Raw genomic sequence first — 24,040 nt, 5'->3', positions numbered from 1 at the left:
TCCCGCGTATCGCCCACGGCGCCAACATCTTCGCCCGGTGCCGGAAAGCAGGCGGTCCAGCGCCACGGGTGGGCACCGGACCGCCGGCGAGAGATCAGGTGGTCGATCGGTTACTGCGGAAAGTGAGCGCGACCAGGAAGGTCAGCACCGCGACGCCGACCGCCGCGGCGAACGCCGTCGTCGTGCCACTGACCAGGACCTGCTGCGCCGATCCCGAGGCGCCCCGCGCCGCCGTGCCGAACACCGTGACCAGGATGGCCAGGCCGAGCGCGGAACCGGTCTGCTGCAGCGTCTGCAGCGCACCGCCCGCCGCGCCCGCGTCGCTCGGCGGCACGCTCGACATGATGATCACGTTCAGCGGCGAGAACGCCAGCCCGATACCGAGCCCCATCAGCAGCATCGCCACGAACAGCAGCGGGAAGTAGCCGCTGTCGGTCGTCAGCTGGGTCAGCAACGCCAACCCGGACCCCATCAACGCGGTGCCGATCAGAGTCACCGGCTTCGGCCCGAAGCGCGGCAGCAATCGGGGGATCAGCCGGATCATCGTGAACATCAGTATCGCGGTCGGCAGGAACGCGAAACCCGTTGCCAGCGCACTCAATCCGCGCACTTCCTGGAGGTACTGAGTCAGGAAGAAGAACATCGACATGCCTGCCATCGGCCCGAAGAACATGTTCGCGTAGGCGGCGGCGCGGTTGCGGTCGGTGAACAGCCGCAGCGGCAGCAGGGGTTCGGCCGTGCGCAGTTCGATCGTCAGGAACGCGGCGAGCAGGAGCACGCCTGCGGCCAGCGATATCTCGGTGATGTCGTTGCTCCAGCCGTTCGACGCGGCGCTGATGAAGCCGTAGACCAGCGCGGCGACGCCGCCGGTCGCGGTGACCGCGCCGGGTAGGTCGAGGTGGGCGGGCTTGCGTACCGCGTCGGGCAGGTAGCGCAGCGCGAGCACGACCACCACCAGCCCGAAGGGCACGTTGATGAACAGCACCGAGCGCCAGCTCAGCCATTGGGTCAGCAGGCCGCCGAGGATCAGGCCGATGGCGAAGCCCGCACTGGACATGCCGGAGAACAGCGCGAGGACCCGGATGCGGGCCTTGGGTTCGGTGAACGTCGTGGTCAGCAGTGCGAGCGTGCTCGGGCCCGCCATCGCCGCGCCGATGCCCTGGACGACGCGGGCGACGAGCAGCCAGGTCGCCGACGGTGCCAGCCCGCCCGCCAGCGAGGCCAGGGTGAAAAGAGTTGTGCCAGCGATGAACAGGTTGCGCCTGCCGAACAGGTCACCGGCGCGGCCGCCGAGCAGCAGCAGGCCGCCGAAGACCAGGGTGTAGGCGTTCATCACCCAGGACAGGCCGGTGGCGCTGAACTCCAGGTCGGTGCGGATGCGTGGCAGCGCCACATTCATCACGGTGATGTCGAGGATGATCATCAATTGGCAGGTCAGCAGGGTGACCAGCACGAGGCCGGAGCGGAACGGCCGGCTTCCGAGTGCGGACGTGGGGGTGCCCGCGGAGATTGTGGTCGTGGACAAGAAGCGCTCCATCGATTCGTGAGCTAAACGGAGAGAGTCTCCGTTTCCGATAGAGCTATCATATGGAGAGGTTCTCCGTTTACGCAAGACTAACCGGAGACTTCATCCGTTTCCACTGGAGGGATCGTGGACGAACCGTCGACGGCGCGGCCGATGCGGGCCGATGCGCGGCGAAACTATGCGCGGATCGTCGAGTGCGCGCGCGAGGCGTTCGCCGAAGAGGGGCCGGAGGCGCCCCTCGATGACATCGCGCGCCGCGCCGCCGTCGGCGCGGGAACGCTCTACCGGCACTTCCCGAATCGCGAAGCGCTCATGGAGGCGGTGTACCGCGACAGCATCGAACGGCTGAGTCAGCGCGCCACCGAGCTACTCGAAACCCATTCGCCCGCCGAGGCATTCGAGCTGTGGATGCGCGAGCAGGTGGCGTTCGTCATGGAGAAGCGCAGTCTCGCGGTCACGTTGAAGGCGTTGATCGATCACGATTCCGAAACCTTCACCCTGTGCCGGGCTTTGATCAACGACGCGTCCACCGCGCTGGTGAAGGCCGCGCAGGACGCGGGCGCGATCCGGACCGATATCGAGCCGCGTGACGTGCTGCGACTGGGGCACGGCATCGGCGCCGCCTGTGAGAAGACGCCGGAGGCGGCCGAGCGGTTGCTCGCCGTCACGCTCGACGGGTTGCGCGTTACCCGATAGTCGTCACGCTCGATGGTGGGCGCCCGCGCGGCGCACCGCGGTCGGCGTTGTGCCCCACCATCTTCGGCAGCATCGGGTGAAGGTCGACTGCTCGGACAATCCGATCACGGAGGCCACCTGGCTCATCGGCATGTCGGTGGTGGTGAGGTAGCGGCGGGCTTCGTCGCGGCGGACGTCGTCGAGGATGGTGGCGAACGAGGCGCCCTCCGCGGCGAGGCGACGTTGCAGGGTGCGCGGGTGGAGGGTCAATATCCTTGCTACGGAACCTATTTCGGGCGCCATCGTGCCGAGTAGCTGCTGTACGGTGGCGCGCACCTTGGGTACCATCGAGGCGTCGATGCCGCCCGCCTGCTCGGCCAGGAACGCCATCGCCAATCGGTGCAGGTTCTCGTCACCGCCGCTCAGCGGCAGCGTCGGCAGATTTCGTGGCACCCGCAGCGCCGCGTACGGCCGGTTCGTGTGTACCGGCGCGCCGAAGAATTCCTCGTAGCGTTCGATCGGTGCCGTTGGCCGGTACGGCAATTCGACCGACAGCAATCGGTAGTGGTCTTCGGCCAATCGCTGAATGGTGTGGTGTACGAAGGCAAGTCCGAGATCTGTTGCCTGAATGGGCGACAGCATGCCGGGCTGGACGCCGTAGTGCAGCGCGATCACGCCGCGATCGCCGTACGGGTCCGGTTCCGGGGTCAGGGTGAGTGCGCGGGCGTGCAGGAACAGGTAGCGCGCCGTGCATTCCAGCACGCGCGTCAGCGACGGCGAGTTGCGGATGGCCAGGGCCAGCGGGCCGAGCATGTCGAGGTCTTGGCGGCGGGAAATGAGCAGGCCGAGATCGGGGCGGTTCAGTCGCTGCGCGGCCAGTTCCAGTACCGCGGCCAGCGCTTGATCGGGGATCAGCAGGTCGTCGGTGTCGAGCGCGGCGATCGGCAGGCCACAGGCGGTGGCGTACTGCTCGGCATCGCCCCCGAGTTCGGCGACCGTCGCGCGGAAGCCGCGCAGTCCGGCCGATCGGATCACCGTCATGTCGTCCAGAGTTAAATACTTGTCGTGCAAAGTCAAGAAAGCCGGTCGGTGCGGTCTCACACTGGAACCATGAACGAGACCGCTGTAGCCCTCGAACACCTCGACGTCGTCATAGTCGGCGCCGGCCTCTCCGGCATCGGCGCCGCCTACCGGCTGCAGACCGAGTGCCCCGGCAAGACCTACGCTGTCCTCGAGGCGCGGGCCGCGATGGGCGGCACCTGGGATCTGTTCCGCTATCCCGGCATCCGCTCGGACTCGGACATGTTCACCCTCGGCTACCCGTTCAAGCCGTGGCGCGATGCCAAATCGATCGCCGACGGGCTGTCGATTCGGCGCTACATCAACGACACCGCCGCCGAATTCGGCATCGACCGGCACATCCGCTACCAGACCAAGGTGGTCGCCGCCGACTGGTCGAGCGAAACCGCCCGCTGGACACTGACTCTCGAAGAGCGGGACGCAGCGGGCAACATCTCGTGGCGCTCGCTGACCTGTGGCTTCCTCTACGCCTGCGCGGGCTACTACAACTACGACCGCGGCTACACGCCCGAATTCCCCGGCCTCGCTTCGTTTTCCGGTCGGGTGGTGCATCCGCAGTTCTGGCCGGAAGACCTCGACTACACCGGTAAGCGGGTGGTCGTGATCGGCAGCGGCGCCACCGCGGTCACCCTCGTGCCCTCGATGGCGAAGCAGGCCGAACTGGTGACCATGCTGCAGCGCAGCCCGACCTGGATCAGCGCCGTCCCCGGCCGCGACAAGTACGCGGACAAGATCCGTGAACTGCTGCCGCCGAACCTGGCGCACCGGGTGATCCGCACCAAGAACATCCTGTTCACGATCGGCTTCTACCAGTACTGCCGTCGTCGCCCCGCCGCCGCGCGCAAACTACTCACCGCCCTCACCACTCGAATCCTCAAGGACGAGAAGGTAGTAGCCGAACACTTCACGCCCAGCTACAACCCGTGGGACCAGCGCCTGTGCGCCGTCCCCGACGCCGACTTCTTCAAGGCGATGAAGAAGGGCAAGGCCGAGGTCGTCACCGACCACATCGATGCCTTTGTGCCGGAAGGCATTCGACTGAAGTCCGGCCGAATCCTGCGGGCCGACATCGTCGTCACCGCCACCGGCCTGCAGATGCTGCCTTTCGGCGGCATCACCCCGCGCGTGGATGGCCAACCGATCGTGCTGTCCGACCAATTCATCTGGCAGGGCGCCATGCTCACCGGTCTGCCCAACTTCGCCGTCTGCATCGGCTACACCAACGCCTCCTGGACCCTGCGCGCCGACCTCAGCTCCCGCCTGGTCTGCAAGGTCCTCAACCACATGGATCGCCGCGGCTACGCCGCCGTCGTCCCCGAGCCCGACGGCGACCTCAACGAACAACCCCTGCTCGACCTCGACGCAGGCTACATCCAGCGCTCGATCGCCGACTTCCCGCACCAGGGCGACCGTCACCCCTGGAAGATCCGCCAGAACTACCTGCTCGACTCGGCCCGAACGCTACGCACCGATCTCACCAAAACCCTCGCCGCCACGCCCAAATCAGCAGTGCGAGAACCCATTTTGTCGGTTTCTCGCTGACCGGCTCCGTCGAGCGGGACAGCGCGTCGGCCGGTGCCGCGGCGATGTCCCGCTCGACGGGCCGTGGGTTCCTCGGGTAGCGCCGGTTCGGCCGATCTTGTCGATAGGCTCGGGTAACGGCGTAATCCGCTTTCCCACCAGAGGAGCCCAGCATGTCCGACTGGAACACGCAGATCATCGAAGAATTCCGCAACAACGCAGGCAAGGTAGGCGGCCCCTTCGAAGGCGGCGACCTCCTCCTGCTCACCACCACCGGCGCCAAATCCGGCCTCTCCCGCACCACCCCCGTCGCCTACGTCCGCGACGGCGACAACCTCGTCATCATCGCCTCCAAGGCAGGCGCCCCCACCAGCCCCGACTGGTACCACAACCTCCGCGCCAACCCCGAAGTCACCATCGAGGTAGGCACCGAAACCCACAAAGCCACCGCCACCCCCATCACCTCCGGCCCAGAACGCGACCGCCTCTACGCCGCCATGGTCGCCGTAATGCCCGGCTTCGCCGAATACGAACAAAAAACCGACCGAGTAATCCCCGTAGTAACCCTGCAACTCATCGACTGAGAGCCGATGAGATTCACCCCTCGATCACGCCTACCCACAGGTATTCCCGCGCCCTCGTCAGCGCCACCATCGCCTGTCGTGCCACCAGCTCGGCGGCCGCGCGTTCCGCGTCGGAGAGTTCCTCGTCCGGTTTGTGTGCTGAGGTCGGGTGGAAGACGGCGGCGAATTCAACCCCCTTCGCGCGACGTACGGTGCCGACTTTGACGGCATTCTGCGGGGTGCCGTCGAAATCTTCGAGCGAAAGGGTTGGAATACCAGCATGATCCAGAACAGCCTGGAGATGCTCGGCCTCGTCTCGGGTGCCGGTAATTACGGCCATATCCGACCACGAAAATCGGGAACCCTCGATGACTTGGACAAGTCTGGCGTCGAGTTCGCTGCGGTTGATATTCTCCGAGACCGCGCGATCGGCAGACAATGCAAGATTATTGTCCTGTAGCACTGAATTGCTGGTCGCACTGTCGGCGATCAAGCCGTGTTCTCGTAGCCGTTTCCATGCGGCTTGTACGTGGTCGTCGGTGAACATCTCCGCTTTGCGTGGGGTCCATTCCCGGATGAGCTCAGCGGTCCGCCGCCAGTCCTTCGCGGCGTCTGGGTCATGATCGGTGAGCCAGTGCACTGTCGCGAGCAATTCCATGCCGTACATCGACTCGAAACCGTTGGTGATGTTGTCTACCAGAGCTATTCGTTGGCGGGTGACGGGATAGTCGGCCAGGATTCGCGTTGCTTCGAGGGCGATTCCAGGTAGCGGCCGGATCGACGTTGCATCCAGCACCCGCGACGAGCCGTCACCGTAGCCGGTAAGGAAGTGCCCCTCGACCAGGCTCAGCACCCGCCGCAGGCTATCGGCATATGGCCCGTAGGTCCCTTTGGTGTATTCGAGTCGCAGCGGCTCGCCGACTACTTGCAGGAAGTACATCAACTTCTGGATTTCGAGTGGGGTCGCTTCCAGCGCGTTTCGCAGGTATCGAGACAGGAGTTCGACGAGCGCCGCGCGGCCGATCGTCATCTCAGGTCGAGGTGTGGCGTTCACCATGTCATCGGCACTGGGCGTAGCGCCGGGGGAGTACACGCGAGCGTCGAGATCCGGCAGTGACTGCAGAGCCGAGGTGATGAGCGGTTCCACTTCGGCCCACTTCAGCCCACCATTTCCACAGCCGAGGGGGGGAATGGCGATCGAAGTGATGCCGAGCTCGATGATCACCGCGACAAGATCGGTGAGACCCGATTCGATGTCTTGCAGTCGCGAGCCGGCTCGCCAGTGCCTCTTCGTAGGGAAATTGATGATGTAGTGCGGGCCTTCGAGTGTTCCCGTTTCCCAGACATGCATCTTGCCGATCTGGACTTCGCCACGCTCACATGCCTTTTGGTACGCCGCGAACATCTCGGGATAGGCGCGACGGAACTGCAGTGCGATCCCCTTGCCCATCACGCCCACGGTGTTGACGGTGTTCACCAACGCATCCGTGTCGGCGCGGAGCAGGTTGCCTGTGGCCTGAGTGATCACAGCGAACGACTCCATGTGTTAGAAGTACCAGTAGGGTCTGACAGAGATGGATGGTCTGCTGTCCGGCCTATCGGGCAGCTCGATCCGGGTTGCATGGTCTTGGCTCTGCACGACGACCTCGGTGAACGCAGACCAGGGTACCCGCCCATGGACGAGGCACTCGGCCATCCGCCGTTCGCGGCGATCCTGATCATTCTCGGTGTTATTCCACATGCGTGCCGTCATCAGCGGCCAATCGATCATCGTGTCCAATTCGGCGATGTCGTCGGAAAACCTTGCGATCTCCAGTGCGGCATTCCGGTCAGTGAATACCGGTTGCAGGTCGTGGTTGACTAATTGCTCGACGGTAGTCCGCAGATATATGAGATCACCATGGTAGCCGTTATAGGTCTCTACGTTTCCTTTATGGATTGCGTACATCATCGGACTTCTAGGGGCGAAATAGAAGGGTACATAGTCGGCAACCGTGCCACCTCGACTGACTGGCACTGATCGGAATCGCCGGTTCTTCTTGATCCCCAGATTGCCGGCCTCATGGTCGATCACACCGGCTTGCTGCGCTTGGCTGTCTGCGAGTAAGCCATGTTGGCATATCTTCGGCAGATGAGAGATATGGGTAAAGTGCAGCACTGTCGTCGGCTTCGGGCGAGACACTGTCGGTACTCAGCCCTCGATGCTTCCTGCGTCCACATCGGTCGACCGGTATCTGGTGGCATGGTCGGTCTCAGCAGCTGTTCGCCGTCTCCCGCAACTGATAGCCCCCATGAACTGTCCCCCTCGGTATCGCACCCCAACGCTCCCGGTCGACCAAACCGTATCGGATCGGCGCCCACCGTGGTGACGAATTCCGACGAATCCGGATGCTTCCGCCCGGAGCGGGCAATTCGCTTCCGGAGGTGATGGACCGGCAGACCGCAGCCGCGGGTCCGCCACACCGCTGCTGACCTCGAGTCGCGGACGTCGTCGGGCTGGCCGCGTTAGGGTCGGGTATGCGATATGCGATCTCGATTCCGCAGCATGCCGCCGATGGGACCTTCCAGCCGAGGGACCTGCGGGAGTATCTGGGGCGGGCGGAGGAGCTCGGGTTCGAGAGTGCGTGGATGACGGAGCAGGTGTTGGGGGCTTCGCCTAGTTCGAGTCCGTTGGAGACGTTGGCGTTCGCGGCGGCCTGTAATGAGCGGCTGCGGTTGGGGTGTGCGGTGTTTGTTACGCCGTTGCACAATCCGGTGCATTTGGCGAAGCGGATCTCTACGGTTGATCAGTTGAGTCGGGGGCGGCTCGAGGTCGGGGTGGGGATTGGTGGGCGGGGGCGGGCGTTTTCGGCTTTCGGGGTTGATCCTGCGGACAATTTGGTGCGGCGGTTCAATGAGGGGCTGCGGGTGATGAAGGCGCTGTGGACGCAGCCGGAGGTGGATATCGACGGGGAGTTCTGGCAGTTGGCGGGGGCCGCGATGGAGCCGAAGCCGTTTCAGAAGCCTTATCCGCCTTTGTGGTTCGGTGGTAGTAAGCCTGCTGCGTTGCGGCGGGCGGTTCGGCAGGGGGACGGGTTCTTCGGAGCCGGGTCAACGACGACGGCCAAGTTCGCCGAGCAGGTCCCGATCGTTCGTGCGGCGCTCGCCGAGAATGGCAGGGACGCAACGGATTTCCCCATCGCGAAGCGCGTCTACATCGCGGTGGATGACGACGTGGACCGCGCACAGCGCCGGATGACCGAGGCCCTGATCTCCCAATACGGTGACTTCGGCAAGACTCTGCTGCCGGTCGCCGTCTGCGGACCACCGGAGACCTGCATTCAGGAACTGCGCGCGGTGGCCGCCGCCGGGGCCGAAATGATCCTGATCAACCCACTTTTCGACTCGGCCGCGCAGATGGAGCGGATCACCGCCGAGGTCCTGCCGCACGTCGCCTGAGCTAGGCCGAGGCAACCGGACCAACAGGCCTGTCGGCCTTGCCCTTTCCGTGTGGCCGAACATCGGGCAGGATCCGAGAGGTACCGAATCGGCCCGGGGGTAGAGCGGGCCGGTGACCGTCTGGCGAGGGGGGACTATTCATGGATTGGGTCAAGCAGTTCTTCGAGACCGCCCCGATGTGGTGGGGTCCGCAGACCGTGCAGGAGTCGGACCGGCGGCGTGCCGCGTTGATCGCGCGGCTGGCGGGCGATGGCGTCGAACGTGTCCTCGAATTGGGTGCGGGCAGTGGGACAACCGCGGTGGTCACGGCGGATCTCGGCTACTCCGTGGTCGCGGTGGAGCTCAGTTCGGTGCGTGCGCGGCAGGCGAGGGAACGAGCGGCCGAGGTCGCGGGGCGCGACCTGCGGATCGTCGAAGGCGATTTCTATCAGGTCGAATTCGATGAGCAGTTCGACTGTGTGGTCTATTGGAACGGCTTCGGTGTCGGTAGCGACGCTGACCAGCGCACGCTGCTCCGCCGGGTCAGCGGCGAATGGTTGCGGCCGGGCGGCGCGATGATCGTCGATGTGTTCAGCCCGTGGAAGTGGGCTCGGGTCGCCGGCGAGGTCGACCAGGAGGAATACGTCGTCGACCTCGCGAACTTCAATGACTACGACCCGATTTCCAGCCGCTTCAGCGATCGGTGGTGGCCGGTCGACAAGGAGTCCGAAGCGCTGGATCAGTTCGGCCGCTGCTACTCGCCCGCCGATCTGCTGCTCTTGGCCGAAGGCACCGGTCTTGTCGTCGAGCGCATGGAACTCGACGGCGCGGAACTCCGGACGGACCAACGGTATTCGACCACTCATCCGCTCTGGGACGCATGGGAATATCAGGCGGTATTGCGTCGAGAATCCCCATGAAGCCGCGCTGAATAGGATTGTCCGGAAAGGCTTCTCACGGGCACAGTGGTCAGCATGCGTATCGCGGTGTACCTGGCCCATCCCCAGGCCGACAGTTTCAACAGAGCGCTTTTCGATGCGGTGGTCGACGAATTGCAGGGACAAGCGGTCGAGGTTGTGCCGCATGACCTGTATGCGGAGGGCTTCGATCCGATGCTGGCCGCGCAGGAAACCGAGACGGTCGACGGCACGCAGTCGGGCGACGAGCGGGTTCGGCGGTACCAAGACGAACTTGCCGAGCTCGATGCCTTGATATTCGTCCACCCGAACTGGTGGGGGATGCCGCCCGCGATCCTGACCGGCTGGGTACAGCGGGTCCTCACCCCTGCCGTCGCATACAAACTGTCCGACGCGGCCGGAGAACCGATCGGACTACTGCACGCCAAGCGCGCCCTGATCCTCAACACCTCCGACACCACCGAGGATCGCGAGCGCGACGTCTTCGGCGACCCACTGCAGCAGATCTGGGCATCCTGCGTGCTGCCCTACATCGGCGTGGAAGACGTGCGGCGCAAGGTATTCCGCACGGTGACCGACTCCACCGAACAGCAGCGCACCACCTGGCTGCGCGACGCCCGCGACCTGGCCGCCGCCCTTGCCACGGATACGTAAGCAGTCGATCTCCGCCGATCGAGCCGATGCCACATCGCCCGGCCCGGGGCGGATGTGAGCACCTGCTCACGTGTCCTGATTGTTATCTCCAACAACAAATTGGTCGCTTGAACAGGTTGTGCTGTGGGTCACAGTCGAATATGTTGCAGCGAACAACATTCGCTCGACCTCGACCGTCCTGGCACTGCCGGGCCGGTGGTTCCACGAAAGGCCCCCTCATGCGTAAGGGCATTCTCGGCGTTGCGGCCGTCTCGGTCGCCGTGCTTACCTCGTTGACTTTGACCGCCTGTGGTGACGACTCGAAAAGCTCGGGAGGTGGCGGCGCCAAGATCGGGGTGATCCTGCCGGACAGCAAGACCTCGGCCCGCTGGGAGACCGCAGACCGCAAGTACCTGCAGCAGGCGTTCGACTCGGCAGGCGTCAAGGCCGACATCCAGAACGCGCAGGGCGACAAGACCGCCTTCCAGACGATCGCCGATCAGATGATGACCAACGGCGCCTCGGTGCTGCTGATGACGAACCTGGACAGCGGCACCGGCAAGGCCGTGATCCAGAAGGCCAAGGCGCAGGGCGTCACGGTCATCGACTACGACCGGCTCACCCTCGGCGGCGGCGCCCAGTTCTACGTGTCGTTCGACAATGTGAAGGTCGGCAGCCTGCTCGGTGAGGGCGTGGCCAAGTGCCTGACGGACAAGAACGCGGTCAAGCCGGTGGTCGCCTACCTCAACGGCGGCCCGACCGACAACAACGCCACGCTGCTGAAGACCGGCTACGACGGCGTGCTGAAGCCGAAGTTCGACGCGGGCCAGTTCGTGAAGGGCCCGGACCAGGCCGTGCCGGAATGGGATAACACCCAGGCGGGCACCATCTTCGAGCAGATGCTCACCGGCACACCGAACATCGGTGGCGTGGTGGCCGCCAACGACGGACTCGCCAACGCCGCGATCGCGGTGCTGAAGAAGCAGAAGCTCAACGGCCAGGTCCCGGTGAGCGGCCAGGACGCCACGGTGCAGGGCCTGCAGAACGTCCTGAAGGGCGATCAGTGCCTCACCGTGTACAAGGCGATCAAGAAGGAAGCCGAGGCGGCGGCCGAGCTGGCCATCGGGCTGACCAAGGGCCAGCCGGGTCAGGCGAACGGCAAGGTGCAGGACCCGGAGGCGAAGACCGACGTGCCGTCGGTGCTGTTGGAGCCCAAGCCGATCTACATCCAGCAGGTGAAAGACGTTGTCGCGGACGGCTATGTCACCAAGGCTGAGCTGTGCACCGGCGACATCGCGAAACTCTGCGCGGACAACGGCATCTGATCGCCCCAGCCCCTTCCGCCGTTTCGATGAGGGGACGGCGGACGGGGGCCCCTTCTCAGGAGCAGTACCCATGAGTGATACGCCGGTAGTCGAATTACGCGGCCTAGAAAAGAGTTTCGGGCCGGTTCATGTCCTGCACGACGTCGCCTTCAGCGCCTACGCGGGTGAGGTGACGGCGCTGGTCGGCGACAACGGGGCCGGAAAGTCCACGCTCGTCAAGTGCATCGGCGGCACCCATCCGATCGATGCGGGCGAATTCCTCTTCGAGGGCAAGCCCGTTCAGGTGCACAGCCCGCGCGACGCGGGCGCGCTCGGCATCGAGATCGTGTACCAGGATCTCGCGCTCTGCGACAACCTCGACATCGTCCAGAACATGTTTCTCGGCCGCGAGCGCAAGAACGGCATCGTGCTCGACGAGTACGCGATGGAGGAGCTGGCCGGAAAGACGTTGGCGAGCTTGTCCGTTCGGACCGTCAAGAGTGTCCGGCAGCAGGTGTCCAGCCTGTCCGGCGGCCAGCGGCAGACCGTCGCGATCGCGAAAGCGGTGCTGTGGAACAGCAAGGTGGTGATCCTGGACGAGCCGACCGCCGCGCTCGGCGTGCAGCAGACCCAGCAGGTGCTGGAGCTGGTGCGCCGCTTGGCCGACCGAGGCCTCGCGGTGGTGCTGATCTCGCACAACATGAACGACGTCTTCGCGGTCTCGGATCGGATCGCGGCGCTGTACCTGGGGCGGATGGCCGCCCAGGTCCGGACCTCCGATGTGACCCACGGCCAGGTCGTCGAACTGATTACGGCGGGCCGCAGCGGCGCACTGGGCCTGGACGCGAATGGAGTAAAAGGATGAGCGCCGTTCTTACCGAAAAACCAACTACTGCACCGGTTTCCGATTTAGTCAATACCTACGTCGGACGAGTGCGCAGCGGTGACATGGGCGCGCTACCCTCCGTGCTCGCCCTGATCATCCTGTCCTGCGTCTTCTGGGCCGCGCGCCCGGTCTTCATGTCCGAGGCCAACTTCGCGAACCTGTTCACCCAGGGCGCGGCGATCGCGGTGATCGCGATGGGCCTGATCTTCGTGCTGCTGCTCGGCGAGATCGACCTGTCGGCCGGATTCACCAGCGGCGTGTGCGCGGCGGTGCTCGCGGTATTGCTCACCGACCGCGGCTGGCCCTGGTACCTGGCGGTAGTGGCGTCGCTGCTCACCGGGGTGGTGATCGGGCTGACCATCGGCACCATCGTGGTGAAGATCGGCATACCGTCGTTCGTCGTGACGCTCGCGGCTTTCCTTGCGCTGCAAGGGGTTGCGCTGAAGGTCATGGACAACGGCCGCAACATCTCCATCCGCGACGACACCATCCTCGCCATCGCGAACAAGAACGTCCCGCCGCTGATCGGCTGGCTGATGTATCTCGTGCTGGTGGTCGGGTTCGCGTTCCTGCAATACCGGAAACTGCGGGCCCGCACCAAACTCGGGCTCACCGGCGAGACCGCGCCGGTGATCGTGGCGCGAATCGTCGGTGTCGCGGTGGTACTCGGCATCGCGGTGCTGGTGCTCAACGGCGAACGCAGCCGCAACCCGGAACTGCACTCGCTCAAGGGCATGCCGATCGTGGTCCCGCTGATCGCGATCCTGTTGCTGCTGTGGACCTTTGTGCTCAACCGCACGTCCTTCGGCAGGCACATCTATGCGGTCGGCGGCAACGCCGAGGCCGCGCGGCGGGCGGGCATCACGGTCGATCGCGTGAAAATCACTGCCTTCGTGCTGTGTTCGACGATGGCCGCGGTCGGTGGCCTGGTCGCGGCCTCCCGCGCGAACTCCGTCGACCCGAACACCGGCGGCAGCAGCGTACTGCTCCTCGCGGTCGGTGCGGCGGTCATCGGCGGCACCAGCCTGTTCGGCGGTCGCGGCCGCATGCTGGACGCGGTCCTCGGCGCCGCCGTGGTCGCGGTGATCGACAACGGCATGGGCCTGATGGGCTACAGCGCGGGCACGAAATTCGTTGTGACAGGATTCGTGCTGCTCTTGGCGGCGGGGGTAGACGCCCTGTCCCGAAAGCGCACGCTACTCCGTAGGTAATCCCACCCGGCAGCGAAGGACGGTGAATGCGGGCAGCCCCTTCTCCTGATGAGATCCGAAAGAGCAATCTGGCTGTGTTGCTCCGGCACGTCCATCGCGGCGGTCCGGTCTCGCGGGCCACGCTCGCGGAGCGAATGGGGCTGAACCGCAGCACCATTCTGGCGTTGACCGCCGACCTGGCCGCGGTCGGTCTGGTGCGCGAGGAACTGCCGGGCCAGACCGGCAGGGCGGGCCGTCCCTCGCTGGTGGTGCGGCCGGAATCGGATCGCGTCTACGTCGTCGCGCTCGACGTCGGCGCCGACCGGCTCGCCGCGGCCAGGGTCGGGCTGGGCGGATCGGTCCTCGATCAGGTCGAAACCGTCCGTCCGCGTGGCACTTTCGACCCGGACGACGTGATCGCCACGCTGGCGAGCATGGCGCGCGAGATGATCGGCAAGGCCACCCGCGATGCCGTGTGTGTCGGTGTCGGTGTGGCGTTCTGCGGGATGGTGCGGGAGGAGGACGGTGTCGTCCGCTACGGACCGAACATCGGCTGGGTCGATGTGCCGTTCGGCGCCAGCCTGACCCGGGAACTCGACCTCGGCCTGCGCGTCGCGGTCGGCAACAACGCCAACCTGGGCGCGCTTGCGGAACGCGAACGCGGTGTCGCCGCAGGCCTGTCCGACCTGATCTACCTGCACGGCGACGTCGGCATCGGCGCGGGCATCATCATGGGCGGCCAGCTGCTCGGCGGCGAGGGCGGCTACGCGGGCGAGGTCGGCCACATGATCGTCAACCGGGACGGGCGGGCCTGCGCGTGTGGATCGCACGGCTGCCTCGAGGTCGAGGCGGGCGAGCTCGGCCTGATCGCCGCCGCCGGGCGCACCGACCCGGCGGGCCGGGCCGCGGTCGAGGCGATCGTGGAGGACGCGGCCCGCGGCGACTCGACGGCCAGGGACGCGCTGCACCAGGTGGGGGACTGGCTCGGCTACGGCGTCGCCAATCTGGTGAACATCTTCAACCCGTCGATGGTTGTTTTCGGTGGCGTGCTGCGCGAGATCTACCTCGCCTCGGCCGCCCAGGTGCGCAGCCGGGTGGCGGTCGACGGCCTGCTCGCGGTCCGCGAGCGAGTGCGGTTGCGCACCTCGGCGCTCGGCGGTGACGCCACCTTGCTCGGCGCCGCGGAGCTCGCCTTCACCGATGTGCTGACCGACCCGGTGCAGACGCTGGCCCGGATCCGCAGCTGAAACCGGGTGCGGGCCAACCACGGTCAGACGTGATCTTCCCGCTGGTCACCAAAGCCGACTACTATGCTCAGACCACCGTTCGGGTGATCAAGCACACGACACTCGAGTGGGTCGGCCGATCGTGATGACGGTGTTTTCGAGCGCGAGCAATTAAAAGGGGTTTCGATGGACAGGCCGGCGTGGGCACCCGAAGGCGTGGATATGCAGCAGGCGAGCCCGGCACGGATGTACGACGCGCTGCTCGGTGGCTCGCATAATTTCGATATCGATCGCAGGGCCGCCGAGATGGCCAAGAACCTGGTGCCCGACCTGCCGCGGCTGGCGCTGAGCAATCGGGCGTTCCTGCGGAGGGCCGTGCGTTTCCTGGCCGATTCCGGCATCCGCCAATTCCTCGACATCGGGTCGGGGATTCCGACCGCAGGCAATGTGCACGAGGTCGTGCAGGGCATCGACCCCGAAATTCGGGTGCTGTACGTGGATATCGACCCGGTGGCCGCCGCGCATTCGCGCGCGATCCTGGAGGGCAACAGCCGGGCCGCCGCCATCGAGGCCGACCTGCGCAAGCCCGCCGAGCTGCTCGACCGGGCGAGCGGCACCGGGCTGATCGATTTCGACCAACCGGTTGGTCTGCTCTTGGTCGCGGTGCTGCACCTGCTCTCGGACGGCGACGAGCCCATCAAGAAGGTCGCCGACCTGCGTGCCGCCGTCCAACCGGGCAGCTACGTCGCTATTTCGCACCTCACCTCCGAGATGCGTCCCGAGGACGCGGGCAAATTAGGCGCCCACGCAACGGATGAGAGTCGAGTTGGCATCCATTTCCGCAATCGCGACGGAATCGTCGCTATGTTCGATGGATGGGACCTGATCGAGCCCGGCGTGGTCGAGCTGCCGGTCTGGCGCCCGGAGTCCGAGCGGGATCTGCACGAGGCGCCGGGCCGGTCGCTCGGACTGGCCGGCGTCGGCCGAAAGGTCTGAAGCGCGAACACGAACCAGCAGGGGGTCCCTGAGTGGGGTCGCATGAGCTAGCGATGCGGTGGGCCGAGGCGCTCGATGGCGCGGTGGCCCCCACCCTCACGCGGACTCAGATCGAGGCCATGCTCGCCGGGCTCGGTGAGGCGCTCGAAGCGGTGGTGCTCGGCCTGGCCGATATCAGCGTCGCTCGCGAGGCCGCCTCGGTGCTGGTCGCGGCGAATTATCGGGACGCGGTGGCGGTCAGTCGTTCGGTGGTGGTGATCTGCCACGACCTGGTGGCCGACCTGTGCCCGACCAGGACCGAACCGAACTATGAGCGCATCCGCGACCGCGCGGTGGTCGCCGCCGCCGAATTCGCGGCGGGCTTCACCGCGGCGCTGCGGACGGCGGCACTGGCCGAACAGGAAGCCACGCTGGTCGCGACGCTCGCGGCCGCGCAGGAGGCGGAGGCCAAACGGCAGCTGTCGGAGGCCAGGTTCGCCGCCGTCTTCGCGGGCGCGTCGGTCGGTATCGGCACCATCGACGTGAGCGGGCGGGTGCTCGACTCGAACGTCGCGATGGCCGAAATGCTCGGTCTGCCAGTGGAAGTCATGCCCGGCCGGTCGGTCGCCGACCTGCTCGGCCCGGCCAACATCGGGTACGCGTTCGCCGAGTTGCAGGGGCTGCTGAGCGGCGCGTCCGACCGCTTCCGGCTGGAGACCGATCACCTGCGCCCGGACGGCACCGTCACCACCATCGACCTGTCGATGTCGGCCGTGCGCGACAGCGCCGGGCAGGTGCGGTTCCTGATCGGGGTGGCGGTCGACATCACCGAACGCAAGCAGCTGGCCGACCGGCTGTGGCACGACGCCAACCACGACAGCCTCACCGGCCTGCCCAACCGCACCCTGTTCTTCGACCGGCTGGCGAACGCCAGCCCGCCGATCGGCGTCTGTTACCTCGACCTCGACGGGTTCAAGGAGATCAACGATGTCTGGGGACACACGGTGGGGGACAAGGTACTTCGGGTGGTCGGGCAGCGACTACGCGCGGCCGTCGAGCCGGTCGATGGACTCGTCGCGCGGCTCGGCGGCGACGAATTCATCGTGCTGATCGAAAAGTGTACGGGTGCAGGAAAATTGGACGAGGTGTCCGGCTGGCTGTCGCAGGCGCTGGTCGAGCCGATGGAGGTGGAGGGCCATCTGGTGACCGTCGCCGCCAGTATCGGCACCGTCTTTCTCGATGATGTGCCCACTGCCCCGGATCAACTCATGCATGCGGCCGATACGGCCATGTACCGCAACAAGGCCGCGCAGGGCATGCGCGAGTCGCGGTTCCGGCAGCGGTGACCGCGCCTCAGCGGGCGTTCAGTGCGCGCAGCAGGTGATCGGCCAGTCGGTCGAGATAGTCCGGTCCTTCTTCGGCTTGCCGGACATTCAACCGCCAGAACATCGGCCCTGCAATAAGATCCAGCGCCATCTCGATATCGGTATCGGCGGGTAGCTCCGCGCGCTCGATGGCTCGACGCAGCAGTGGGGTGGCCAGTGCGCGCCGTGGTTCGCCGATGGTCGTCCGGACCGCTTCCGCCAGCACGGGATTGCGGCCCGCCTCGGCGGTGAGGTCGGGCAGGATCGTCGCCATTGTCGAGTGGGTGAGCCACTCGTGCAGTGCGCGAAGGGCTGCCAGGAGATCGGTGCGCAGCGCGCCCGTGTCGGCGAATTCGGCCAGCTCGACGCTGAATTCGCCGAGCACCGCGATCACCATGTCCTGTTTGGACGGCCAGCGTCGATAGAGGGCGCTCTTGCCCGCGCCCGCGCGTTTGGCCACCGCCTCCATCGACAGCCTGGCGTAGCCGTTGGTGGCGAGTTCGGCCATCACCGCCTCGGTGACCGCGGCGGTGATCTGCGGTTGCAGGACAGCGGCACCGGTGGGTGTGCGTCGGGGCTTCTCGGGCATGCGGGTCAGTATACGGAATGGACGAGACGGTACCGTCCCGTCTATATTTGGATGGGACGGTACCGTATCGTCCAAATGAAGTGGAGGGTCTGATGCCCGAATCGGTACGCACGCCGGCCGAGGTCGTCGACAAGGCCTTACGGCTGCTGCTGGCCAAAGACATGGCCGGGTTCGCGGGGCTCTGGGCGGAGCGGGGGAGCGTCGAATTTCCGTTCGCGCCGCCCGGATATCCGTCCGAGGTGACCGGGCGCGCAGCCATCGAGGACTACCTGCGTGACTATCCCGAGCAGCTCGATATCCGTGCGATCGACGCGCCGACCGTGCACGTGACCGCGGACCCGGAAGTTGTCGTGGTCGAGTTCGCGGCGGATGGTGTCGCGGTGCGGACCGGGCGTCCGTACCGGATGCGCTATATCGCGGTGATCACCGTGCGCGCGGGCGAGATCGTGCACTACCGCGACTACTGGAATCCGCTCGCCGCCGCCGAAGCGCTCGGTGGCGCCGGTGAGCTCGCATCGTTCGGCGCTACGGAGGGAAATCTATGAGCGAGCCGACCATCCTGGTCACTGGTGGCACCGGGACTACCGGAAGCAGAGTCGCCGCGGGGCTGGACGCGGCGGGGGCCGAGGTACGGATCGCCAGCCGGAACCCACTGGGCGACAAACAGATTCGCTTCGAATGGCACGATCCCGAGACCTTTGGGCCCGCATTGGCCGGAGTGGACGGCATCTACCTGGTCCCGCCGATCGGCGCGACCGATCCGGCGCTGATCGTGGAACCCTTTCTGGCCCAGGCGGTGCGGGCCGGTGTACGTCGAGTGGTGCTGCTCGGCTCGTCGGCGGTCACCGACCAGACGCCGGGGCTCGGCAGGCTGTACGGCCTGGTGCGCGGCACGGTGCCGGAATGGGCGGTGCTGCGGCCGTCCTGGTTCATGCAGAACTTCGTCGGCGGACACCCGGTGGCCGTTGGCATTCGAGCCACGGGGGAGATCATCACCGCGACCGGCGACGGCCGGGTGGCCTTCGTCGACGCGGCGGACATCGCCGCCGTGGCGGTACGCGCGCTGCTGGATCCGTTGCCGCACAACACCGATCACGTGATCACCGGACCGGAGGCGTTGAGTTACGCGCAGGCCGCCGCGATCATTGCCGAGGAGACCGGGCGGCTGGTGCGGCATGAGCCGGTCGGCGTCACCGAATTCGCCGCGCTGGTCCGCGAATCCGGCGTGCCCGCCGACTATGCGGCATTCCTCGCCGGACTCGATGACGAGATCCGGCGTGGTGCCGAAGACCGTATCACGTCGGTGGTGCCGGACGTGACCGGCCGCGAGGCGGGGTCCTTCCGGGCGTTCATCGCGCGCAACTGGACCGAGTTGTCGGCGGACATGGCGGCGGAAGTTGTTGTGCTGCCTGGCGGTTCAGTGTACTGATCGCGGGCCGTCGATATCGGCCAGGCTCTTCGGCACGAAGAACGGTGGGGTGCTGCGGCCGGAAATGCGGTAGCGGCCCCAGAAGTCGAGGTCGCCGATGACGGCGGGCACCGTGCCGAAGCCGGTGCTGACCTGCACCTCCGCCAGGTCACCCACGGCGGCGGCGAGTTCCGGATTCGGTCGAATCCGCCCGTACCAGCGGTAGATTCCGTCGAGACCCTGGAAGTGGCCGCGCAGGGTGAGCTCGACGGTGATGTCGATGCTGTCGACGGTGACGGTCGCGGGGCCTTGATAGTCGTAGTCGTCGGCGGGGTCGGCCATGGTCCGGTCCTATTGGTCGAAGGCGATGTCGACGTGGTCGGTGAGCGGGACGGATTGGCAGGCGAGGGTGAGGCCGACGGTGAGGTCGGCGTCGACGAGGGTGTCGTTGCGGAGCATTCGGACCTCACCGGAGCGGACGGTGCAGGCGCAGGCACTGCAGGCGCCCTCGCGACAGGAGTAGGGCGCGTCGTATCCGCCGGCGAGCAGGACGTCGAGGAGCGGGGTGTGGCGCGGCCATGGCAGCTCCAGGCGGCGGCCGTCGAGTTCCACCGTTGCGGTGGCCGGTGTTTCGGCGTCGTCGCGGGTGATCACGATCTCCGCGAAGGGATCACCGGTCAGTGACTGGTAGATCTCGGTGTGCACGTGCCGATCGGTCATCCCCGCGGCGATCATCGCGGATCTGGCGGTGTTCATGAATGCCGTTGGGCCGCAGAGGAAAGCATCGAAGCCGGTGTACGGCCAGAGGCGCTCGGTCAGCGCCTCGGCGGTGGGCAGGCCCATGGCCGACTCCAGCCAGTGGTCGACGGTGAGCCGATCCGGGTACTCGGCCATCATGTCCGCGAGTTCGGTGCCGAAGATGACCGAGGGTGCGTCGCGATTGGCGTAGAAGAGATAGATGGTGCCGGTGCCTGCGATCAAGGCGGACTTGATGATCGAGACGACCGGGGTGATGCCGCTGCCCGCGGCGATCATCAGCAGGTCGGCGTCCAGCGACTTCGGCGTGAAGACGCCGGACGGGGACAGGGTGGTCACCCGCAGGCCGGGAACGGCGTTGTCGCACAGCCAGTTCGACGCATAGCCGGCTTCGGTGCGCTTCACGGTGATGATCAGATCGTCGTCGAGATGCGGTGAGCTGGACAGCGAATAGCAGCGGGCGACCGAGCCGGTCTGTTCGCTCGGGATGCGCAGCGTGAGGAATTGCCCTGGGCGATGGCGGAATCGCGGCACCAGCGGGTCGGGCACCTCGAAGACCAGCGAGACGGCATCGGCGGTCTCCCGGATCACCTCGACGATCTCCAGCTCGTGCACATGAGTATTCGCGGTCGCCGCCGGCAGCGGCGCGGCGGTATCCGGTTCGGTCATTGTCACGCCGTCCGCGACAGCTCGGCCACGATGTCGTCGGGCAGCGCCCTGGCCAGCCGCAGGATCCGGGTGCTGACCGCGCCGCGCACCAACCCGACCTCGTAGCCGTAGCGCAGCAGCATTTCCCCGGCGAACTTGGCGTTCTCCCGGTAGTTCGGGTTCAGCAGGGCGACGGCCAGCCCGTGCAGCGGGTGGATGCCGACCGAGCGGTAGACCCGCGGCGTCACGATGGCGGGCTGAATCCCGAACACCAGCACCGAGAACACCAGCCGATGAGCCGCATTGATCACCTTGCCGTGCTTGGCGATCTGGCGCACCAGTTCCTCACGGGCATAGGTGATGTGGCGCGCCTCTTCGAGCACGTGAATCTTGTTGAGCTGCCGCATATGTGGCTGAATGCGTGGATCGTCCATGTTCTCCCGCTGCAACCGGTCCAGCGTCTCCTCGACCAGCAGCAGCCCGCCCATGGTGGCCGGACCCATCGGGACCAGGCCGATCAGCCGTACCGCCTTGAACAGCGCCTTGGGTATGAACGGCTGATAGGCGGGCAGGCCCGACTTGTTGATGAGCCTGCTGAACATGGTGGAATGCCTTGTCTCCTCGCCGACTTCGGCGAGCGCGTACCGGCTGTGGTCGTCGCCGGGGTCCGCGTGTTCGAGGAACTGGCGCAGCAAGAACGCGGACAGGCCGGACTCGACGATGATCCCGAAGCTCAGCGCGCTGACCGCCTCGTGCATGCCGAGGGTGCGGCGCTGCTCCTCGGTGAGCCGGTCCCACAGGTACGTTCCGTACAGCGTCTGCCGATGATCGAGCATCCACTTCTTGTCCGGGTCGAGCGGGGCGTCCCAGTTGATGTCGACCTCGCCGTCGTAGGCGCGGTCGGCGGCCGAGCGCAGCAGGCGCTGGGCGGTTTTCTGCCGGTCGCCGACGTTCTTGCCGCGGGTGGTCGACATGCCCGCGGTGCTGACCGCGTGCCGCTGGGTGGGCGTGGTGTCGTGGGTGGTCATCGCTGCCTCCTCGAGGTGGAGCCGGGCCAGACGCGGCCGAGCCGGAGAACGGTGGTGGTCAGCGGGCCACCGAACAGTCCCACCTGAACACCTTGGTGCACAAAGGATTCGGTGAAGGTGCGGGCCGAGTCGGCATAGTGCGGGCTGAGCAGGGCGGTGGGCAGCGCGTGCCTGGCGCGTACGCCTGCCGCGCGATAGGGGCGTGGTGCGATGAGTGCCGGATAGAGCACGCTGGTCGCCGCCGCGGCCCATAGCGCCGCCACCGCGTTGGAAATCCGGCCGTGCTCATCGATTTCGGCGATCAGCTCGTCCTGGGCGTAGGCCAGGTTGCGTTGCGCAGCGACCCGATGGATCTTCATCAGTTGGCGCAGATGCGGCTGGAGGTCGGGGTCGTCGGCGATGGTGGTGGCCACGTCGTACATGGCCTGCTGGATCAGCAGCGTCACCGCTGAGGTCGCGGTGTTCTTCGGCGTCAACAGCACCAGCCGGGACACCACCTGGGCGAGCACCGGCCGTCGGTAGGGCGCCAGGCCGCTCTTGTGCACCATCCTGGCGAACATGGCCATGGTGCGGCTGTCGGCGTGGATGCCGGCCAGTGCGGCGCGGGTCGCGTCGTCGGCCGGGCCGGAGGCCTCGATGATCTCGCGGAACAGCAGCATGGACCGGGCGGCGTTGGCGTAGACGGCCAGCGTCAGCAGGTTGGCGAGCTCGTATTTGGCGAGCGTGGCGCGCTGTTCGGTACCCATCCGGTGCCATAGCCAGGTGTCGTGAATGGTGCTGAGATGGTCGGGCAGCCAGCGCTTTTCGGGATCTATCGGCGCCGACCAATCGATGTCCAGGTCACCGTCGTAGGTCTCCGCTGCGGCATCGAGCAGTAGCCGCCTGGCACTGAGCTTGCGATCGGTGACGGTGCGTCTGCGGCGCACCGGAACGCCCGAAGTGGTGGTGGGCGAATGGAATTCGATCGGCTCGGGGTTCGGCGTTCCCATCGTGCTCGGCTCTCTTCCGGTGCACGCGCGTGCGTCACCGGCCTCGACCCGCAACGGCGCACGATCGTGAAATGTGTATCCGGTACCGCTGGTACCGACACCCTTGAGTCTGGAACCACTGGTCGGTATTGTCAAGATTGTCTGAGACACGGATTTCCGCAGTCCCGAAAAGGTGGACGCCATGGCGCAACGCAGCGCAGCCGACCGCAGCCCGCACGACGGCGCCGACTACTACGGCACCGGAACGCTCGTCGTCCGCGGCGTGGAAGTGCCGGTCCACCTGGAGATCCGGGGCTACCCCGAGCCCACCGACGGCATCTACCGCTGGGTCGGCCGAGTCGACGCCAACGACGCCCTCACCGCGGTACTCGGCGACGAACAACGCACCGCCTGCGTCGTCCGCACCGGCAACGACGCCCGCCCCGCCGTGGTCGGCGACCGCGACCTGTGGAACCGATACCGCATCATGGGCAAGAGCACCCCGCCGTATCCGTTGCGCTGAAGTTTGTCGGTGCCGGATGGCACGGTGATCGGATGACTGAAAATGTTTGGCCGGTAGTCGAACTCAGGCAGTACACACTCCGCCCAGGGACGCGGGACGTGCTGATCGAGCTGTTCGATCGGGAGCTGGTCGAGTCGCAGGAGGCCGTCGGCATGCGTATCGTCGCGCAGTTCCGCGATGAAAACGACCCGGATCGGTTCGTCTGGCTCCGCGCGTTCCCTGACCTGGCTGCCCGTGGCGCCGCGTTGACCGCCTTCTACGTGGACGGGACGGCTTGGCGGACACACGCGCCCGCGGCCCGGGCGACGATGGTCGACACCGACAACGCGCTATTGCTGCAGCCTGCCGCGCCTGCCTCCGAGTTCAGGTTGCCGGGCGGCCGTCCCGGTGTGCACGCGACGGAACTGCCCGAATCGCGAGTGCTGGCCACGATCTACTACCTCGACACGCAGCCTACGGAGTTCACCGAATTCTTCGACGACCGAGTTCGACCGATTCTCGCGGAGACCGGTGCCTCGCCGATCGCCTGCTACGTGACCGATCCGGCACCGAATACCTTTGCGGCGCTTCCGATCCGCGAGGAGTCGGTCTTCGTGTGCTTCGCACTGTTCGACAACGCCGACCGGCGCGCTGAGCATCTCGACCGCCTTGCTGCGTCGAAAGCGTGGACCGAGGACGTGTACCCGCAGCTGGCGAAGCGACTATCCGGTCCCGCTGAACAGCTCTACCTCGCGCCGACAGCACGATCCCTGCTGCGCTGAAAGTGCGCTGCTGGCGACACGCCCAGGGGGATTGTGCAATAGCTAAGGAACCGTCCGACCGGCCACGGTGTGGGTTTTGGTTC

The 24,040-nt window shown here is 66.2% G+C and carries 25 protein-coding genes; 16 read left to right on the top strand and 9 right to left on the bottom strand.

Annotated features, from left to right (window positions below; translation table 11 throughout):
• Window positions 1-94 precede the first annotated feature (94 nt).
• Window positions 95-1,525 (bottom strand): MFS transporter, encoded by a 1,431-nt coding sequence (locus ACFWF1_RS35060; protein ID WP_379289693.1) that lies wholly within the window; start codon window positions 1,523-1,525, stop codon window positions 95-97.
• Window positions 1,526-1,651: 126 nt separating this feature from the next.
• On the opposite strand from ACFWF1_RS35060, the gene ACFWF1_RS35055 reads away from it, so the two are divergent.
• A complete protein-coding gene (locus tag ACFWF1_RS35055; RefSeq protein ID WP_379289695.1) occupies window positions 1,652-2,221 on the top strand; it encodes a TetR/AcrR family transcriptional regulator in 570 nt (189 codons plus the stop codon).
• Window positions 2,222-2,224: 3 nt separating this feature from the next.
• Here ACFWF1_RS35055 and ACFWF1_RS35050 read toward each other — a convergent pair whose 3' ends face one another.
• On the bottom strand, window positions 2,225-3,241 hold the full coding sequence (locus ACFWF1_RS35050) for an AraC family transcriptional regulator ligand-binding domain-containing protein (protein ID WP_379289697.1): 1,017 nt from the start codon (window positions 3,239-3,241) through the stop codon (window positions 2,225-2,227).
• A gap of 69 nt (window positions 3,242-3,310) precedes the next feature.
• On the opposite strand from ACFWF1_RS35050, the gene ACFWF1_RS35045 reads away from it, so the two are divergent.
• Window positions 3,311-4,822, top strand: a complete 1,512-nt coding sequence (locus tag ACFWF1_RS35045) for a flavin-containing monooxygenase (protein ID WP_379289699.1) — start codon at window positions 3,311-3,313, stop codon at window positions 4,820-4,822.
• A 152-nt stretch (window positions 4,823-4,974) separates the two neighbouring features.
• Complete coding sequence (locus ACFWF1_RS35040) at window positions 4,975-5,385, top strand: nitroreductase family deazaflavin-dependent oxidoreductase (RefSeq protein WP_379289701.1); 411 nt, start codon at window positions 4,975-4,977, stop codon at window positions 5,383-5,385.
• Window positions 5,386-5,398: 13 nt separating this feature from the next.
• Here ACFWF1_RS35040 and ACFWF1_RS35035 read toward each other — a convergent pair whose 3' ends face one another.
• Both ACFWF1_RS35035 and ACFWF1_RS35030 read right to left on the bottom strand, forming a co-directional pair.
• Window positions 5,399-6,841, bottom strand: coding sequence for a macro domain-containing protein (locus tag ACFWF1_RS35035; RefSeq protein WP_379289703.1), 1,443 nt, complete (start codon window positions 6,839-6,841; stop codon window positions 5,399-5,401).
• 69 nt (window positions 6,842-6,910) lie between these two features.
• Window positions 6,911-7,546, bottom strand: coding sequence for a DUF4433 domain-containing protein (locus ACFWF1_RS35030; RefSeq protein WP_379289705.1), 636 nt, complete (start codon window positions 7,544-7,546; stop codon window positions 6,911-6,913).
• Between the two features lie 335 nt (window positions 7,547-7,881).
• Between ACFWF1_RS35030 and ACFWF1_RS35025 the strand changes: the two genes are divergently transcribed.
• The 9 genes from ACFWF1_RS35025 to ACFWF1_RS34985 all read left to right on the top strand — a co-directional run bounded on the left by ACFWF1_RS35025 (window position 7,882) and on the right by ACFWF1_RS34985 (window position 17,258).
• Window positions 7,882-8,802: an LLM class flavin-dependent oxidoreductase gene (locus ACFWF1_RS35025; RefSeq protein WP_379289707.1), complete on the top strand. Its 921-nt coding sequence runs from the start codon at window positions 7,882-7,884 to the stop codon at window positions 8,800-8,802.
• 140 nt (window positions 8,803-8,942) lie between these two features.
• Window positions 8,943-9,701 (top strand): class I SAM-dependent methyltransferase, encoded by a 759-nt coding sequence (locus ACFWF1_RS35020; protein ID WP_379289709.1) that lies wholly within the window; start codon window positions 8,943-8,945, stop codon window positions 9,699-9,701.
• 54 nt (window positions 9,702-9,755) lie between these two features.
• A complete protein-coding gene (locus ACFWF1_RS35015; RefSeq protein ID WP_379289711.1) occupies window positions 9,756-10,352 on the top strand; it encodes an NAD(P)H-dependent oxidoreductase in 597 nt (198 codons plus the stop codon).
• 218 nt (window positions 10,353-10,570) lie between these two features.
• Window positions 10,571-11,656, top strand: coding sequence for a sugar ABC transporter substrate-binding protein (locus ACFWF1_RS35010; RefSeq protein ID WP_379289713.1), 1,086 nt, complete (start codon window positions 10,571-10,573; stop codon window positions 11,654-11,656).
• Window positions 11,657-11,726: 70 nt separating this feature from the next.
• Window positions 11,727-12,500 (top strand): ATP-binding cassette domain-containing protein, encoded by a 774-nt coding sequence (locus ACFWF1_RS35005; protein ID WP_379289715.1) that lies wholly within the window; start codon window positions 11,727-11,729, stop codon window positions 12,498-12,500.
• Window positions 12,497-13,732 (top strand): sugar ABC transporter permease, encoded by a 1,236-nt coding sequence (locus ACFWF1_RS35000; RefSeq protein WP_379289716.1) that lies wholly within the window; start codon window positions 12,497-12,499, stop codon window positions 13,730-13,732. Before ACFWF1_RS35005 ends, ACFWF1_RS35000 begins: the two co-directional genes overlap by 4 nt.
• A gap of 26 nt (window positions 13,733-13,758) precedes the next feature.
• Complete coding sequence (locus ACFWF1_RS34995; RefSeq protein WP_379289718.1) at window positions 13,759-14,958, top strand: ROK family protein; 1,200 nt, start codon at window positions 13,759-13,761, stop codon at window positions 14,956-14,958.
• A 165-nt stretch (window positions 14,959-15,123) separates the two neighbouring features.
• Window positions 15,124-15,933 (top strand): SAM-dependent methyltransferase, encoded by an 810-nt coding sequence (locus ACFWF1_RS34990; RefSeq protein WP_379289720.1) that lies wholly within the window; start codon window positions 15,124-15,126, stop codon window positions 15,931-15,933.
• Window positions 15,934-15,986: 53 nt separating this feature from the next.
• On the top strand, window positions 15,987-17,258 hold the full coding sequence (locus ACFWF1_RS34985) for a diguanylate cyclase domain-containing protein (RefSeq protein WP_379289722.1): 1,272 nt from the start codon (window positions 15,987-15,989) through the stop codon (window positions 17,256-17,258).
• 7 nt (window positions 17,259-17,265) lie between these two features.
• Here the strand turns inward: ACFWF1_RS34985 and ACFWF1_RS34980 are convergent, their stop codons facing one another.
• The gene (locus ACFWF1_RS34980) at window positions 17,266-17,865 is read right to left on the bottom strand and encodes a TetR/AcrR family transcriptional regulator (RefSeq protein WP_379289724.1); all 600 of its coding nucleotides are present in this window, start codon (window positions 17,863-17,865) and stop codon (window positions 17,266-17,268) included.
• Between the two features lie 92 nt (window positions 17,866-17,957).
• Between ACFWF1_RS34980 and ACFWF1_RS34975 the strand changes: the two genes are divergently transcribed.
• Together ACFWF1_RS34975 and ACFWF1_RS34970 are read left to right on the top strand one after the other, a co-directional pair.
• Window positions 17,958-18,410, top strand: a complete 453-nt coding sequence (locus ACFWF1_RS34975) for a nuclear transport factor 2 family protein (RefSeq protein WP_379289726.1) — start codon at window positions 17,958-17,960, stop codon at window positions 18,408-18,410.
• A complete protein-coding gene (locus ACFWF1_RS34970) occupies window positions 18,407-19,294 on the top strand; it encodes an ergot alkaloid biosynthesis protein (RefSeq protein WP_379289728.1) in 888 nt (295 codons plus the stop codon). The genes ACFWF1_RS34975 and ACFWF1_RS34970 overlap by 4 nt, the downstream gene beginning before the upstream one ends.
• Here ACFWF1_RS34970 and ACFWF1_RS34965 read toward each other — a convergent pair.
• The 4 genes from ACFWF1_RS34965 to ACFWF1_RS34950 are packed head-to-tail and all read right to left on the bottom strand — an operon-like array spanning window position 19,283 to window position 22,694.
• Window positions 19,283-19,615 (bottom strand): DUF4873 domain-containing protein, encoded by a 333-nt coding sequence (locus ACFWF1_RS34965; protein ID WP_379289729.1) that lies wholly within the window; start codon window positions 19,613-19,615, stop codon window positions 19,283-19,285. The two genes, ACFWF1_RS34970 and ACFWF1_RS34965, sit on opposite strands and share 12 nt — an antisense overlap.
• A gap of 9 nt (window positions 19,616-19,624) precedes the next feature.
• Window positions 19,625-20,698, bottom strand: coding sequence for a 2Fe-2S iron-sulfur cluster-binding protein (locus ACFWF1_RS34960; RefSeq protein ID WP_379289731.1), 1,074 nt, complete (start codon window positions 20,696-20,698; stop codon window positions 19,625-19,627).
• 2 nt (window positions 20,699-20,700) lie between these two features.
• A complete protein-coding gene (locus ACFWF1_RS34955) occupies window positions 20,701-21,705 on the bottom strand; it encodes a diiron oxygenase (protein WP_379289733.1) in 1,005 nt (334 codons plus the stop codon).
• Window positions 21,702-22,694: a diiron oxygenase gene (locus ACFWF1_RS34950; RefSeq protein ID WP_379289735.1), complete on the bottom strand. Its 993-nt coding sequence runs from the start codon at window positions 22,692-22,694 to the stop codon at window positions 21,702-21,704. Before ACFWF1_RS34950 ends, ACFWF1_RS34955 begins: the two co-directional genes overlap by 4 nt.
• Window positions 22,695-22,875: 181 nt before the next feature.
• Here ACFWF1_RS34950 and ACFWF1_RS34945 point away from each other — a divergent pair, with 181 nt between their 5' ends.
• Together ACFWF1_RS34945 and ACFWF1_RS34940 are read left to right on the top strand one after the other, a co-directional pair.
• Window positions 22,876-23,196 (top strand): DUF4873 domain-containing protein, encoded by a 321-nt coding sequence (locus ACFWF1_RS34945; protein ID WP_379289737.1) that lies wholly within the window; start codon window positions 22,876-22,878, stop codon window positions 23,194-23,196.
• 32 nt (window positions 23,197-23,228) lie between these two features.
• Window positions 23,229-23,957, top strand: a complete 729-nt coding sequence (locus ACFWF1_RS34940; RefSeq protein WP_379289739.1) for an NIPSNAP family protein — start codon at window positions 23,229-23,231, stop codon at window positions 23,955-23,957.
• Window positions 23,958-24,040 lie beyond the last annotated feature (83 nt).

Origin of the sequence: Nocardia sp. NPDC060255 (assembly GCF_042727395.1) — a bacterium.
In the GTDB taxonomy this organism is placed as follows: Bacteria; Actinomycetota; Actinomycetes; order Mycobacteriales; family Mycobacteriaceae; genus Nocardia.
Note: the sequence above shows the minus strand (reverse complement) of the source record. Positions and strands in the feature narration are given on the sequence as shown.

What these genes read in the sequence shown, in the direction of transcription:
- ACFWF1_RS35050 (WP_379289697.1), bottom strand. Translation starts at nt 3,241, where the DNA reads ATGACGGTGATCCGATCGGCCGGACTGCGCGGCTTCCGCGCGACGGTC.
- ACFWF1_RS35045 (WP_379289699.1), top strand. Translation starts at nt 3,311, where the DNA reads ATGAACGAGACCGCTGTAGCCCTCGAACACCTCGACGTCGTCATAGTC.
- ACFWF1_RS35040 (WP_379289701.1), top strand. Translation starts at nt 4,975, where the DNA reads ATGTCCGACTGGAACACGCAGATCATCGAAGAATTCCGCAACAACGCA.
- ACFWF1_RS35025 (WP_379289707.1), top strand. Translation starts at nt 7,882, where the DNA reads ATGCGATATGCGATCTCGATTCCGCAGCATGCCGCCGATGGGACCTTC.
- ACFWF1_RS35020 (WP_379289709.1), top strand. Translation starts at nt 8,943, where the DNA reads ATGGATTGGGTCAAGCAGTTCTTCGAGACCGCCCCGATGTGGTGGGGT.
- ACFWF1_RS35015 (WP_379289711.1), top strand. Translation starts at nt 9,756, where the DNA reads ATGCGTATCGCGGTGTACCTGGCCCATCCCCAGGCCGACAGTTTCAAC.
- ACFWF1_RS35010 (WP_379289713.1), top strand. Translation starts at nt 10,571, where the DNA reads ATGCGTAAGGGCATTCTCGGCGTTGCGGCCGTCTCGGTCGCCGTGCTT.
- ACFWF1_RS35005 (WP_379289715.1), top strand. Translation starts at nt 11,727, where the DNA reads ATGAGTGATACGCCGGTAGTCGAATTACGCGGCCTAGAAAAGAGTTTC.
- ACFWF1_RS35000 (WP_379289716.1), top strand. Translation starts at nt 12,497, where the DNA reads ATGAGCGCCGTTCTTACCGAAAAACCAACTACTGCACCGGTTTCCGAT.
- ACFWF1_RS34995 (WP_379289718.1), top strand. Translation starts at nt 13,759, where the DNA reads ATGCGGGCAGCCCCTTCTCCTGATGAGATCCGAAAGAGCAATCTGGCT.
- ACFWF1_RS34990 (WP_379289720.1), top strand. Translation starts at nt 15,124, where the DNA reads ATGGACAGGCCGGCGTGGGCACCCGAAGGCGTGGATATGCAGCAGGCG.
- ACFWF1_RS34985 (WP_379289722.1), top strand. Translation starts at nt 15,987, where the DNA reads ATGCGGTGGGCCGAGGCGCTCGATGGCGCGGTGGCCCCCACCCTCACG.
- ACFWF1_RS34980 (WP_379289724.1), bottom strand. Translation starts at nt 17,865, where the DNA reads ATGCCCGAGAAGCCCCGACGCACACCCACCGGTGCCGCTGTCCTGCAA.
- ACFWF1_RS34975 (WP_379289726.1), top strand. Translation starts at nt 17,958, where the DNA reads ATGCCCGAATCGGTACGCACGCCGGCCGAGGTCGTCGACAAGGCCTTA.
- ACFWF1_RS34970 (WP_379289728.1), top strand. Translation starts at nt 18,407, where the DNA reads ATGAGCGAGCCGACCATCCTGGTCACTGGTGGCACCGGGACTACCGGA.
- ACFWF1_RS34965 (WP_379289729.1), bottom strand. Translation starts at nt 19,615, where the DNA reads ATGGCCGACCCCGCCGACGACTACGACTATCAAGGCCCCGCGACCGTC.
- ACFWF1_RS34960 (WP_379289731.1), bottom strand. Translation starts at nt 20,698, where the DNA reads ATGACCGAACCGGATACCGCCGCGCCGCTGCCGGCGGCGACCGCGAAT.
- ACFWF1_RS34955 (WP_379289733.1), bottom strand. Translation starts at nt 21,705, where the DNA reads ATGACCACCCACGACACCACGCCCACCCAGCGGCACGCGGTCAGCACC.
- ACFWF1_RS34950 (WP_379289735.1), bottom strand. Translation starts at nt 22,694, where the DNA reads ATGGGAACGCCGAACCCCGAGCCGATCGAATTCCATTCGCCCACCACC.
- ACFWF1_RS34945 (WP_379289737.1), top strand. Translation starts at nt 22,876, where the DNA reads ATGGCGCAACGCAGCGCAGCCGACCGCAGCCCGCACGACGGCGCCGAC.
- ACFWF1_RS34940 (WP_379289739.1), top strand. Translation starts at nt 23,229, where the DNA reads ATGACTGAAAATGTTTGGCCGGTAGTCGAACTCAGGCAGTACACACTC.